Source organism: Rhodopseudomonas sp. RCAM05734 (assembly GCF_052658035.1).
This window is the reverse complement of sequence record NZ_CP199742.1, coordinates 6,237,224-6,250,828: the sequence shown is the minus strand read 5'-3', so window position 1 is coordinate 6,250,828 and position 13,605 is coordinate 6,237,224. Positions and strand designations below refer to the sequence as shown.

The window sequence follows — 13,605 nt, the reverse complement described above, 5'->3', positions numbered from 1 at the left end:
TCAATATCCCAGATATGACTTGCGGACGTCTTCGTTGTTCGCGATCTCGTCGGCGGAGCCGGACATCACGATGCGTCCTGTTTCGATGACATAGGCCTTGTCGGCGAGTTCCAGCGCCGGCTGCGCATTCTGCTCGACCACCAGGATGGACACCTTGTCCTCCTTGTTGATCTTGCCGAGAATCCGGAACAGGTCACGTACGATCAGCGGCGCCAGGCCGAACGACGGTTCGTCGAGCAGCATGAGCTTGGGACGCAGCATCAATGCGCGGGCCACGGCGAGCATCTGCTGCTCACCGCCGGACAAGGTGCCGGCCTGCTGCAGATGGCGCTGCTTCAGCACCGGGAAGTGATCGTACATCCGCTCGATATCGGAACTGATCGCCTTGCTGTCCTTGCGGGTGATGGCGCCGAGCTGCAGGTTTTCCTCGACCGTCATAGTCGTGAAGGTGCCGCGGCCCTGCGGCACGTGGGCGATGCCCAGCCGCACGATGTTCTCTGTCGAGGCGTTGTCGAGCTTCTTGCCTTCGAACTCGATCGAGCCGGTGGAGCGGATCATGTTGCAGATTGCACGCAGCGTCGTGGTCTTGCCCGCGCCGTTGGCGCCGAGCAGGGTGGTCATGCTGCCTTCGTTGAGCGCGAATTCTAGACCATGCAGCGCCTGGACCTGGCCGTAATAGGCGCGCAGGTCCTTCACATTCAGCATCGCCGTCATGTGTCCTTGCTCCCCAGATAGGCCTTGATGACGTCCGGGTCTTTCTGGACCTGCGCGGGCGTGCCCTCGGCAAGCTTCTTGCCGAAATTCAGCGCCACCACATGGTCGGCGATCGACATCACCAGGCCCATGTGATGTTCGACCAGCAGTACGGTGACGCCGCGGTCGTCCCGGATGCGCCGGATCAGGTCGCCGAGAATGTAGACTTCCTCGTGGTTGAGGCCGCCGGCGGGCTCATCCAGCAGCAGGATCTTCGGCTTCGCGGCGAGCGCACGCGCGAGTTCGACGCGTTTCTGGGTGCCGAAGGGCAAGCCGGCGACGACGATGCCGGCGACGCTCTGCAAATCGAGGTAGTCGAGAATCTCATCGACGCGCTTGTTGAGCGCGGCTTCGCCACGGCGCACCCAGGGCAATTGCAGGGAATCGCTTACGATATCGCTGTTGGTCGAGGCGTGGGTGCCGACGCGAACGTTGTCGCGCACCGAGAGGTTGGGAAACAGCGCAACGTTCTGGAACGTGCGGCCGATGCCGATTTCGGAAATCTTGTGCGCGGGACGCTTCAGGATGCTGTCGCCCTCGAGCAGGATGTCGCCTTTGCTCGGCTGGTACAGTCGGCTGAGGCAGTTGAACAAGGTGGTCTTGCCGGCGCCGTTGGGGCCGATCAGGCCGAGGATCTGGCCTTTCTGCATGTCGAACGATACGCCGTTCAATGCGACGATGCCGCCGAACACGACGCTGACGTCGCGAACTGTGAGCAGCGGCATCGCCGAAGCGATGGGCGCCTGTTGCGCGAGCTGTGCCTGCATCATCTGCAATCGCCCTCGGTGGCACGGATCGGCGCGTTCAGCCGGATGCCATGACGACGAGAGCAGCGATGACGAAGGTTATCGAATCCCCTCAACCAAACGAGCAACTTTCCCTCCTGATTTAATTTTTTCTGAACTTGTTTTTTTCGTACGGCTGCGCAGTTCCGCCCAGCGCCGTTTCGATCTTCCTTACCATCGCCAACAGACGAGGTCCAATGTCGTCGCGCAGACGCTCTTCCGTGAAGCGGAATGCCGGCGCGCCGCAGTTGAAGGCATACGGACCAGTGCCGTCGTTGAGCGTTAGCGCGACACCGGCGGCATGAATATCGTCGTGCCACTCGCCGGCCGAGATCGCGAAGCCGTGCTTGGCGACCATCTCGCCGGAGCGCTCGAGTCCGTCACGCACCTTCGCCCAACGCTGGCCGTAATGTTCGCGCAGTTCGCGCAACAGCACGCTGCGTTCTTCCGCGGGCAACGCCCAGAAGTAGGCGCGGCCCATGGCCGTCGTGGCGATCGGCACGCGCGATCCGACGTCGAGCTGCACGCCGACCGTCAATTCGCTGCGGCTTTGTCCGAAATAGATCATGCTCAGGCGATCGGGCGCGCCGATGGCGCAGGCGCCGCCGGTCTGCCGCATCAATTCGTTGCGATAGGATTCCGACAGATGCCGCACGCCCAGGTTCGCAAGTGCGGCATACCCCAGGGCCATGGCTGCCGGTGCGAGCTGATACTTCTCGAAGCGCGGCACCTGTGTAAGGTAACCGAGTTTCGTGAGCGTATAGGTCAGCCGCGAGATGGTCGGCTTCGGCAATTTCGTGCGGGCTGCGATCTCCTGATTGCCGAGCAGCCCGTCATTGGGATGAAAGGCGCGCAATACGTCGAGGCCGCGGGCGAGCGCCACGACGAAACTGCGATCTGTCGCGACTGTCTTGCCTGGACGTTTCATGGATGGAAGAGCAACCCTCGTTGACAACGGACGCTCTTCAAAATAACCCTCGCTGTCAAGATGTGGAATTAAATTTCGCAGTGCGAAATCAACAAGAACAGTATCCAATATCCAAGGAGAGCCGCGTGAACGAAGTGGTCAAGCTCGAACGTCATGATGTGATTGCCGTGATCACGGTGGACAGCCCGCCGGTGAACGCGCTGAGTGCGGCTGTTCGCCGCGGCATCTTCGACAGCGTCAAGGCCGCCGCCGCCGATCCGCAGGTGCAGGCGATCGTGCTGACCTGCGCCGGCCGCACCTTCATCGCCGGCGCCGACATCACCGAGTTCGGCAAGCCGCCGCAGTCGCCCGGCCTCAACGAGGTGATTGCGGAGATCGAGAATTGCGGCAAGCCGGTGATCGCCGCGATCCACGGCACGGCACTCGGCGGCGGTCTCGAGATCACGCTCGGCTGTCATTTCCGCGTCGCCACCAAGGATGCCAAGCTCGGCCTGCCGGAAGTGAAGCTCGGCCTGCTGCCGGGCGCCGGCGGAACCCAGCGGCTGCCGCGCGCGGTCGGTCCCGAACTCGGTGTCAAGATGATCGTCACCGGCGAGCCGATCGGCGCCGAAGCGGCGCTGAAGAACGGGTTGATCGAGGAAATCGTCGAAGGCCCGGCGTCGGGCGGTGAAGCCTTCGCGCGCAAGGTGCTCGCCGAGAAGCGGCCGCTGCACATCCTGCGCAACGACGATTCCAAGCTCGCGGCGGCCAAGGCCGATCGTTCGATCTTCACCAAGGCGGCAGCCGAAGCCAACAAGAAGAACCGCGGCCTCGATGCGCCGCTGGCCTGCGCCGAGGCGGTGAGCTGGACGCTGGACCTGCCCTTCGATGAGGCGCTTAAGAAGGAACGCGAGAGCTTCCTGCGCCTGGTCGCAGGCGACCAGTCGAAGGCGCAACGTTACGCGTTCTTCTCCGAGCGCGAAGCCGCCAAGGTCCAGAACATTCCCGAAGGCACCAAGCCGCGCCAGATCGCGCGCGTTGCGGTGATCGGCGCCGGCACCATGGGCGGCGGCATCGCCATGTCGTTCGTCAATGCCGGTATTCCCGTCACGCTGATCGAGACCGGCGAGGAGCAGCTGAAGCGCGGCATGGGCATCATGCAGAAGAACTACGAGGCCACCGCGGCGCGGGGCGGCATTCCAGCCGATGCGCCGGCCAAGCGCATGGCGCTGATCACCGGCGTGGTCGGGTTGGAGAACGTCAAGGACGCCGATCTGATCATCGAGGCGGTGTTCGAGACCATGGCGATCAAGAAGGAAGTGTTCACTGCGCTCGACGCCTATGCCAAGCCCGGTGCCGTGCTAGCTTCCAACACCTCCTACCTCAACATCGATGAGATCGCGAAAGTCACCAAGCGTCCGCAAGACGTGCTGGGCATGCACTTCTTCTCACCGGCTAATGTCATGAAGCTGTGTGAGATCGTCCGCGCCGACAAGACCGCGCCGGACGCCCTGATGACCGCTGTGGCCATCGCGCGAAAAATCGCCAAGGTGCCGGCGGTGGTTGGGGTGTCCGACGGCTTCGTCGGCAACCGCATGCTGGCGGCCCGCTCCAAGCAGTCGGAGAAACTGCTGTTCGAAGGCGCGCTGCCGCAGCAGGTCGATGCCGTCGTGACAAAATTCGGCATGCCGATGGGGCCGTTCGCCATGGGGGACCTCGCCGGCCTCGACATCGGCTGGCGTTCGCGCCAGGACCGCGGCATCAAGTCGCCGATTGCCGACGCGCTGTACGAAGCCGGGCGCCACGGCCAGAAGACCGGCAAGGGCTACTACAAGTACGAAGCCGGCTCGCGCGCGGCGATTCCGGATCCGGAAGTCGAGAAGCTGATCGACGACACCTGCAGGAGCCTCGGCCTGACCCGCCGTGTCGTCAGCGACGAGGAGATCCTCGAGCGCATGATGTATCCGATGATCAACGAGGGTGCCCGCATCCTCGAGGAGAAGGTGGCGTCGAAGCCGAGCGATGTCGACGTGATCTGGCTGTACGGCTACGGCTGGCCGATCTATCGCGGCGGCCCGATGTTCTACGCCGACCAGGTTGGTCTCAAGCACATCGCCGAGCGGCTGTCGTTCTACGCCAAGCAGACCAACGATCCGTCGCTGGAGCCGTCGGCACTGCTCAAGCGCCTCGCCGACGAAGGCAAGACATTTGCGTCGCTGGCGAAGTCTGCGTGATGGCAATGGCCTCGCTGCACTCGTCTCTTAACCTCTCCCCGCTTGCGGGGAGAGGTCGGAGCCTGAGCGAAGCGAGGGCTTCGGGTGAGGGGGAACCGGTGTTTTACGCGCTGGCTCCCCCTCACCCGACTCGAACGCGCTTCGCGCCTTCGAGCCACCCTCTCCCCGCAAGCGGGGCGAGGGAAACGTGCTTCGCAGCGAATATCGATCAATCCGTGCAGGCGCACCACGCATGACCCATCCCGGCGAACAATTCTATCCGCCCGGCGTGCGCTGGGACGCGCCGATCGCGCGCGGTACGCTGCCTGATCTTCTGAAGAAGGCCGCCGCTGATTTCGGTGATCGCACGGCGATCGAATTCCGCGACCGGCCGCTGGGTTTCAATGCGCTCGAAGCGAAAGCCGAGATGGCAGCCGCAGCCTTCCTGCGCGTGGGCTGTGGCAAGGGGGCCTCGATCGGGCTGTTCCTCGGCAACACCCCGGATCATCCGGTGAATTTCTTTGGCGCGCTGAAGGCCGGCGCGCGGCTGGTGCATCTGTCGCCGCTCGACGGCGAGCGCGCGCTGTCGCACAAGCTCAGCGATTCCGCCGCGCGGGTGCTGGTCACCAGCAACGTCGCCACGCTGCTGCCGATGGCGCTGAAGTTTCTCGACAAGGGCCTGCTCGATCGATTGATCGTCTGCGAGGACGACGACTGGGGCGCTGTCGGCAATCCGCAACTGCCGCTGCCCAGCGATCCGCGCGTCGTCACATTTAGGACATTCGTCAGTGGCGCGACACCGCCCGCGCAGTGGCCTGCGATCTCTCCCGATGACGTGGCGCTGTTGCAATATACCGGCGGTACCACCGGCCTGCCCAAGGGCGCCATGCTCAGCCACGGCAACCTGACCTCGGCGGTGGCGATCTATAGCGCCTGGGGGGCGCCGGCGCGCGCCGAGCGCAACCAGATCGAGCGCGTGATCTGCGTGCTGCCGCTGTTCCACATCTACGCGCTGACGGTAATCCTGCTCAGCCGCCTGAGCCTTGGCGACACCATCTCGTTGCATCAGCGGTTTGCGGTGGACAGCGTGCTCGACGACATCGAGCGAAAGCGCGCCACCGTATTTCCGGGAGTGCCGACCATGTGGATCGCCATCGCCGGCGATCCGTCGCTGGAGACCCGCGACCTGTCCTCGCTGGTGTCGGCCGGCTCCGGCGGCGCGCCGCTGCCGGTGGAAGTGGCGCGGATCTTCGAGAGCAAGACCGGTCTCAAGCTGAAGAGCGGCTGGGGCATGACCGAAACCTGCTCGCCGGGCACCGCGCATCCGCTCGCCGGGCCGGACAAGCCCGGCTCGATCGGGCTGATGATGCCCGGTGTCGAACTCGATGTGGTCAGTGCCGACGATCCGACGCGGGTGTTGCCGGTCGGTGAGACCGGCGAGATCTCGCATCAAGGGTCCCAATGTGACCCGAGGCTACTGGAATCGCGAGAAGGAAACCGCAGACTCCTTCGTCGGCGACCGCTTCCTCACCGGCGATATCGGTTACATGGATTCAGACGGCTATTTCTTCCTGGTCGACCGCAAGAAGGACATGATCATCTCCGGCGGCTTCAACGTCTATCCGCAGATGATCGAGCAGGCGATCTATGAGCATCCGGGGGTGCACGAGGTGATCGTGATCGGAGTTGCCGACCCCTACCGCGGCGAGGCGGCGAAGGCTTTCGTCAAGCTCAAGCACGGCGCCCATGCCTTCAGCCTTGAGGAACTGCGCGTGTTCCTCGCCGGCAAGCTCGGCAAGCATGAGCTCCCGGCGGCACTGGATTTCGTCGACGACCTGCCGCGCACCACGGTCGGAAAACTATCGCGACACGCGCTACGCAACCTGCAACAATCGTCCATCAACCAACAACAAACAGCAACAGGAGGTCACCCATGACCGAGGCCGTCATCGTTTCCACCGCGCGTACGCCGATCGGCAAGGCCTATCGCGGCGCGCTCAACGCCACCGGGGGTGCGACGCTGCTCGGCCACGCCATCGAGCACGCCGTCAAGCGCGCCGGGCTCGACCCGAAGGAAATCGAGGACGTCGTGATGGGCGCCGCGCTGCAGCAGGGCTCAACCGGCGGCAACATTGCCCGCAAGGCATTGCTGCGCGCCGGCCTGCCGGTCTCGGTGGCCGGCACCACCATCGACCGCCAATGCGCCTCGGGCCTGCAGGCGATTGCGTTGGCAGCGCGCTCGGTCTTGTTCGACGGCGTCGAGATCGCGGTCGGTGGCGGCGGCGAGTCGATCAGCCTGGTGCAGAACGACAAGATGAACACGTTCCACGCGGTCGATCCCGAATTGATGAAGATCAAGTCGGATGTCTACATGCCGATGCTCGATACCGCCGAGACTGTCGCCAAGCGTTATGGCATCTCGCGCGAGCGCCAGGACGAGTATTCGCTGGAAAGCCAGCGCCGCACCGCCGCAGCCCAGCAGGGCGGCAAGTTCAACGACGAGATCGCCGCCATCACCACCAAGATGGGCGTCGTCGACAAGGCGACCGGCGAAATCAGCTTCAAGGACATCACGCTGTCCAAGGATGAAGGTCCGCGCCCGGAAACCACCGCCGAGGGTCTCGCCGGCCTCAAGGCCGTGCGCGGCGACGGCTATTCGATCACCGCCGGCAACGCCTCGCAACTGTCCGACGGCGCCAGCGCCACGGTGATCATGACCGACAAGATGGCAGCGTCGAAGGGCCTCAAGCCGCTCGGCATTTTCCGCGGTTTCGTCTCCGCCGGTTGTGAGCCGGACGAGATGGGCATCGGTCCGGTCTTTGCCGTCCCGCGCCTCCTGAAGCGCCATGGCCTGAAGGTCGAGGACATCGATCTGTGGGAGCTCAACGAGGCCTTCGCCGTGCAGGTGCTGTATTGCCGCGACAAGCTCGGCATCGATCCCGACAAGCTCAACGTCAACGGCGGCGCCATCTCGGTCGGCCATCCCTATGGCATGTCGGGTGCGCGCCTCACCGGCCACGCACTGATCGAGGGCCGTCGCCGCAAGGCCAAGTATGCGGTCGTCACCATGTGTGTCGGCGGCGGCATGGGCTCCGCCGGCCTGTTCGAGATCGTGCACTGATTCTTCACCTCTCCCCTTTGGGGAGAGGTCGGATCGCTCTTGCGATCCGGGTGAGGGGGCCGGGCACAGTCGATGGGCCGGCGCCCCCTCTCCCCATCCCTCTCCCCAACGGGGAGAGGGGGCGCGCGGTCCGAGTTTCGACTTCAAAGTAATTTTACGCTCACAGGAGGGTCCGATGGATCTCAAGTTCAGCAAGGAAGAAGTGGCGTTCCGCGACGAAGTGCGGGCGTTCTTCAAGGAGAAGGTGCCGGCGGCGACGCGGCTGAAAATGCAGGAGGGGCGTCACCTCGGCAAGGACGAGATGGTCGCCTGGTGGCGTATCCTCAACGACAAGGGCTGGGGCGTGACGCACTGGCCGGAGGAATATGGCGGCACCGGCTGGAGCTCCGTGCAGCACTACATCTTCAACGAGGAACTGCGGCTGGCGCCGGCGCCGGCACCGCTCGCCTTCGGCGTCAGCATGGTCGGCCCGGTGATCTACACCTTCGGCAACGAGGCGCAAAAGAAGCGCTTCCTGCCGCGCATTGCCAGCGTCGAGGATTTCTGGTGCCAGGGATTCTCCGAGCCCGGCTCCGGTTCGGATCTCGCATCCTTGAAGACCAAGGCCGAGCGCAAGGGCGACAAGTGGATCATCAACGGCCAGAAGACCTGGACCACGCTGGCGCAATATGCCGACTGGATCTTCTGCCTGTGCCGCACCGACCCCGCCGCCAAGAAGCAGTCGGGCATCTCCTTCATCCTGGTCGACATGAAGTCGCCGGGCATCACCGTGCGCCCGATCGTCACCATCGACGGCGGTCGCGAAGTCAACGAAGTGTTCTTCGATGACGTCGAGGTGCCCTACGAGAATCTCGTCGGCGAGGAGAACAAGGGCTGGGATTACGCAAAATTCCTGCTCGGCAACGAGCGCACCGGCATCGCCCGCGTCGGAGTGTCCAAGGAGCGCATCCGCCGCATCAAGGAGCTCGCGGCCAAGGTGGAGTCCGGCGGCAAGCCGATCATCGAGGACCAGAAGTTCCGCGAGAAGCTGGCGCTGGTGGAGATCGAGCTGAAGGCGCTCGAACTGACCCAGCTCCGTGTCGTCGCCGACGAGGGCAAGCACGGCAAGGGCAAGCCCAATCCGGCGTCGTCGGTGCTGAAGATCAAGGGCTCGGAAATCCAGCAAGCGACCACCGAACTCCTGATGGAAGTGATCGGCCCGTTCGCCGCGCCCTATGACGAGCATGGCGACGACGGCAGCAACGAGACCATGGACTGGACCGCGCAGATCGCACCGAGCTATTTCAACAACCGCAAGGTTTCGATCTACGGCGGCTCCAACGAGATTCAGCGCAACATCATCACCAAGGCCGTGCTGGGACTTTGACATCGTCGTTCCGGGGCGCGTGCGCCCCGGACTCCGGAGATGAAATGGAAACTTCGTAGGATGGGTAGAGCGAAGCGAAACCCATCGCATGCCCCGGATCGCAGCAGTGGTTTCGCTGCGCTCTACCCATCCTGCGGACGCAACATCTGCTTCAAGCGCGCATGACGCGCGATCCAAGGAAGAAACAACATGGATTTTGATTTGTCGGAGGAGCAGCGTCTGCTCAAGGACAGCGTCGATGGCCTGCTGAAGGCCTCGTATGATTTCGATAGCCGCAAGAAGTACCGCGCCGAAAAGGGCGGCTGGAGCCGGACAATCTGGAGCAAGCTGGCGGAGCAGGGGCTGCTCGGCCTGCCGTTCGCCGAGGAGGACGGCGGTTTCGGCGCCGGCGCGCTGGAAACCATGATCGTGATGGAAGCGCTCGGCAAGGCGCTGGTGGTCGAGCCCTATCTCGCCACTGTGGTGCTCGGCGGCGGCTTTCTGCGCCGCGGCGGTTCGGCCGAACAGAAGGCGGCCTATATTCCCGCCATTATCGACGGATCGAAGACACTGGCCTTCGCGCAGCTCGAGAAGAACTCACGCTACGACCTCAGCGACGTCACGACCTCCGCCAAGAAAACGGCCAATGGCTGGACCATCGACGGCGAGAAGTTCGTGGTGCTCAACGGCGACAGCGCCGACACGCTGATCGTCAGTGCGCGCACGGCGGGCGGCCAGCGCGACCGGGGCGGCATCGGCCTGTTCCTGGTGCCGGCCAATGCCAAGGGCGTCAGCATCAAGGGCTATCCGACCCAGGATGGCCTGCATGCCGCCGACATCAGCTTCACCGCGGTGGAGGTCGGCGCGGACGCGGCGATCGGCGATCCCGCGAATGCCCTGTCGCTGATCGAGACCGTGGTCGACGACGCCCGCATCGCCCTGTGCGCCGAAGCGGTCGGCGAGATGGACGAGTCGCTGAATCGCACCGTGGAATATCTCAAGACCCGCAAGCAGTTCGGCGTCGCCATCGGCAGCTTCCAGGTTCTGCAGCACCGCGCGGCCGACATGTTCGTCGCGGTGGAGCAGGCGAGGTCGATGGCGATGTTCGCCACCATGGCCAGCGACTTCGACGATGCCGGCGAACGCGCCAACGCGGTGTCCGCAGCCAAGGTGCAGATCGGCAAGTCGCTGAAGTTCGTTGGCGAGCAGTCGATTCAGCTTCACGGCGGCATCGGCATGACCATGGAAGCCAGCATCGGCCACTACTTCAAGCGCCTGACCATGATCGAGAACACCTTTGGCGACGTCGACTTCCATCTCCGGCGCGTCTCCGAAGCCGGCGGGCTGAACAGCTAGTCGCTTCTTCACCTCTCCCCGCCCTTCGCGGGGAGAGGTCGCCGTTCGCGAAGCGAAGGGCGGGTGAGGGGCGGTTGGTGCTTTGCTCGCAAGCGCCCCTCACCCCAGCCCTCTCCCCGCAAAAGCGGGGCGAGGAAGCGCACAGCCGGCGCGCTGATAACAATAATCGAACGCCAGGGAGCGCTCCGTGCAAAACCCCTTCGATCTCACCGGCCGCGTAGCGGTCGTCACCGGCTCCAGCCGCGGCATTGGCCGCGCTTCGGCCGAATTGCTGGCAAAACTCGGCGCCAAAGTGGTGATCTCCAGCCGCAAGGCAGACGCCTGCGAGGAGGTTGCCGCGGGCATTCGTGCGGAGGGCGGCGACGCCCATGTGATTCCCTGCAACATCTCGCGCAAGGACGAGATCGCGGCCCTGATCGCCGGCACCGTCAAGCACTATGGCGCCCCCGATATCCTTGTCTGCAACGCCGCAGTGAATCCGTATTACGGCCCGCTGCTCGATATTTCCGATGAAGCCTTCGACAAGATCATGGGCTCCAATGTGCGCAGCAACATCTGGCTGTGCGCCCAGGCGATGCCGCTGATGGCTGCGCGCGGCAAGGGATCGGTGATCATCGTCTCGTCGATCGGCGGCCTGCGCGGTTCCACGGTGATCGGCGCCTACGGCATCTCCAAGGCCGCGGACTTCTCCCTGTGCCGCAGCCTCGCCGGCGAATGGGGGCCGAAGGGCGTGCGCGTCAACTGCATCGCGCCGGGCCTGGTGAAGACCGACTTCGCCCGGACGCTGTGGGAAGACCCCGAGAACCTCAAGCGCCGCACCGCCACCACGCCGTTGGGTCGCATTGGCGAACCGCATGAAATCGCCGGCGCGGTGGCCTATCTCGGCTCCGATGCTGCCACCTTCATGACCGGCCAGACCATCGTGATCGACGGCGGCGTCACCACCGCAGCGGTGTAAGTCCCTCTTTTTCCCTGTCCCCCGCGCGACGGGAAACGAAGCGTGCGACGCCGGCTGCGCGCCCGCGTCTTTATGGGATTCCTATAAGTTCGCCCACCCCGCCGTCTCGAAAACCTATGCGCCGGGTGGCACTTGATCACCATGCCAATGGATCGCCGCGGGATCGAATTCGCCCGCAGGTTGATGTGGCGCAAGGTCTTCAACTCGCGGGCTGTGATGATGCCCCCGAAACATCTCGCAACAGGAGCAACTCATGCTGGACATTTTGATGCTGGCGCTCGGTCTGGGCTTCTTCGTCCTGACGGTCGGCTACGCCTACGCCTGCGAACGGCTCTGAGGAGAACGACCATGATGTTCGACTACACACTCGCCGGCCTCGTCTCGGCAGGACTGCTGTTTTACCTCACTTACGCTTTGCTGCGTCCCGAGCGGTTCTGAAGGGAACACGACCATGACATTCGTTGGCTGGATTCAGATCATTTTATTCTGTGCGATCGTGGTCGCACTGGTGACGCCGCTGGGCTGGTACATGACAGCAGTCTTCAACGGCGAGCGCACCTTTCTGTCACCGGTGCTGCGGCCGGTCGAGGCCGGTCTGTACTGGATGGGCGGCGTCGATGAGAAACGCGAGCAGCACTGGCTGACCTATACGGTGGCCATGTTGCTGTTCCACGTCGGGGGCTTCCTGGTGCTCTATGCCGTGCTGCGGCTGCAGGCATTCCTGCCGCTCAATCCGGCGGATCAGTCGGCGGTGGCGCCGGATCTGTCGTTCAACACCGCGATCTCCTTCATCACCAACACCAACTGGCAGAACTACGGCGGAGAAAGCACGCTGTCCTATCTGACCCAGATGATCGGCCTGACGCACCAGAACTTCCTGTCGGCAGCCACCGGCATCGCGCTCGCGGTGGCATTGATCCGCGGCTTCTCGCGCTCGTCGATGCGCACCATCGGCAATTTCTGGGTCGATGTGACCCGTTGCACGCTCTATGTGCTGCTGCCGATCTGCGTCGTCTACACGCTGTTCCTGGTATGGCAGGGTATCCCGCAGACGCTGGGTGCCTATGTCGATGCGACCACTCTTGAAGGTGCCAAGCAGACCATCGCAGTCGGCCCGGTGGCCTCGCAGGTGGCGATCAAGATGCTCGGCACCAATGGCGGCGGCTTCTTCAATGCCAACGCGTCGCATCCGTTCGAGAACCCGACGGCGTTGTCCAACTTCATCCAGATGATCTCGATCTTTGCGCTGGGTGCCGGCCTGACTAACGTGTTCGGTCGCATGGTCGGCAACCAGAAGCAGGGCTGGGCGATCCTCGCCGTGATGGGCGTGCTGTTCATCGCCGGCGTCGCCATCACCTACGGCGCCGAAGCCTCCGGCACCAGCATGATGGCCGATCTCGGCCTGACCGGCGGCAACATGGAGGGCAAGGAAGTCCGCTTCGGCATCGTGGCCTCCAGCCTGTTCGCAGTGATCACCACGGCCGCGTCGTGCGGCGCGGTCAATGCCATGCACGACTCCTTCACCGCCATCGGCGGCATGATCCCGCTGATCAACATGCAGCTCGGCGAGATCATCATCGGCGGCGTCGGCGCCGGCCTCTACGGCATGCTGCTGTTCGTGGTGCTGGCGATCTTCGTCGCCGGCCTGATGGTCGGCCGCACGCCGGAATATGTCGGCAAGAAGATCGAGTCGCGTGAGGTCAAGATGGCCATGCTGGCGATCCTGGTGCTGCCGCTGATGTATCTCGGCTGGACCGCGGTGGCGGTGGTGCTGCCCTCGGCAGTGGCTTCGATGGCCAATGCTGGTCCACATGGCTTCTCCGAGGTGCTCTATGCCTTCACCTCGGCGACCGGCAACAACGGTTCGGCGTTTGGCGGTCTCACCGGCAACACTTTCTTCTACAACCTGACGCTCGCCAGCTCGATGTTCGTCGGCCGCTTCTTCATGATCGTTCCGGCCATGGCGCTGGCGGGCTCGCTGGCGGCAAAGAAGTCGATCCCGGCTTCGGCGGGCACCCTGCCCACCACCGGCGGATTGTTCGTCGGCCTGGTGGTCGGCGTCATCCTGATCATCGGCGGCCTCACCTTCTTCCCGGCGCTCGCGCTCGGACCGATCGTCGAGCACCTCGCGATGTCCGCCCACACCCTGTTCTGATCGATGACCCGG

The 13,605-nt window shown here is 64.0% G+C and carries 9 protein-coding genes and 2 pseudogenes; 8 read left to right on the top strand and 3 right to left on the bottom strand.

Annotated elements, in window-relative coordinates; all coding sequences use genetic code 11:
- The 3 genes and pseudogenes from ACUXVA_RS29535 to ACUXVA_RS29525 form a co-directional block, all read right to left on the bottom strand.
- On the bottom strand, nucleotides 1-714 hold the full coding sequence (locus ACUXVA_RS29535) for an ABC transporter ATP-binding protein (protein WP_445489788.1): 714 nt from the start codon (nucleotides 712-714) through the stop codon (nucleotides 1-3).
- On the bottom strand, nucleotides 711-1,523 hold the full coding sequence (locus ACUXVA_RS29530) for an ABC transporter ATP-binding protein (RefSeq protein ID WP_265082365.1): 813 nt from the start codon (nucleotides 1,521-1,523) through the stop codon (nucleotides 711-713). The genes ACUXVA_RS29535 and ACUXVA_RS29530 overlap by 4 nt, the downstream gene beginning before the upstream one ends.
- Before the next feature lie 75 nt (nucleotides 1,524-1,598).
- Nucleotides 1,599-2,466, bottom strand: a pseudogene (locus ACUXVA_RS29525) (IclR family transcriptional regulator).
- A 125-nt stretch (nucleotides 2,467-2,591) separates the two neighbouring features.
- Between ACUXVA_RS29525 and ACUXVA_RS29520 the strand changes: the two are divergent.
- From ACUXVA_RS29520 to kdpA, 8 genes and pseudogenes are all read left to right on the top strand, one after another.
- Nucleotides 2,592-4,679 carry a 3-hydroxyacyl-CoA dehydrogenase NAD-binding domain-containing protein gene (locus ACUXVA_RS29520; RefSeq protein WP_265082366.1) on the top strand — a complete coding sequence of 696 codons (2,088 nt, stop codon included), beginning with the start codon at nucleotides 2,592-2,594 and terminating at the stop codon, nucleotides 4,677-4,679.
- Between the two features lie 232 nt (nucleotides 4,680-4,911).
- Nucleotides 4,912-6,595: pseudogene (gene pimA, locus ACUXVA_RS29515) on the top strand (dicarboxylate--CoA ligase PimA).
- Nucleotides 6,592-7,779: an acetyl-CoA C-acyltransferase gene (locus ACUXVA_RS29510; RefSeq protein WP_265082367.1), complete on the top strand. Its 1,188-nt coding sequence runs from the start codon at nucleotides 6,592-6,594 to the stop codon at nucleotides 7,777-7,779. Before pimA ends, ACUXVA_RS29510 begins: the two are co-directional and overlap by 4 nt.
- A gap of 175 nt (nucleotides 7,780-7,954) precedes the next feature.
- Nucleotides 7,955-9,145 carry a pimeloyl-CoA dehydrogenase large subunit gene (pimC, locus tag ACUXVA_RS29505; RefSeq protein ID WP_445489785.1) on the top strand — a complete coding sequence of 397 codons (1,191 nt, stop codon included), beginning with the start codon at nucleotides 7,955-7,957 and terminating at the stop codon, nucleotides 9,143-9,145.
- A gap of 189 nt (nucleotides 9,146-9,334) precedes the next feature.
- Entirely contained in the window at nucleotides 9,335-10,480 is a 1,146-nt protein-coding gene (pimD, locus tag ACUXVA_RS29500; RefSeq protein WP_265082369.1) for a pimeloyl-CoA dehydrogenase small subunit, read from the top strand.
- Nucleotides 10,481-10,667: 187 nt separating this feature from the next.
- On the top strand, nucleotides 10,668-11,438 hold the full coding sequence (locus tag ACUXVA_RS29495; RefSeq protein ID WP_265082370.1) for an SDR family NAD(P)-dependent oxidoreductase: 771 nt from the start codon (nucleotides 10,668-10,670) through the stop codon (nucleotides 11,436-11,438).
- A 348-nt stretch (nucleotides 11,439-11,786) separates the two neighbouring features.
- A complete protein-coding gene (locus ACUXVA_RS29490; protein WP_265078519.1) occupies nucleotides 11,787-11,876 on the top strand; it encodes a K(+)-transporting ATPase subunit F in 90 nt (29 codons plus the stop codon).
- A 13-nt stretch (nucleotides 11,877-11,889) separates the two neighbouring features.
- Complete coding sequence (gene kdpA, locus ACUXVA_RS29485) at nucleotides 11,890-13,593, top strand: potassium-transporting ATPase subunit KdpA (protein WP_445489782.1); 1,704 nt, start codon at nucleotides 11,890-11,892, stop codon at nucleotides 13,591-13,593.
- The last annotated feature ends 12 nt before the right edge of the window (nucleotides 13,594-13,605 follow it).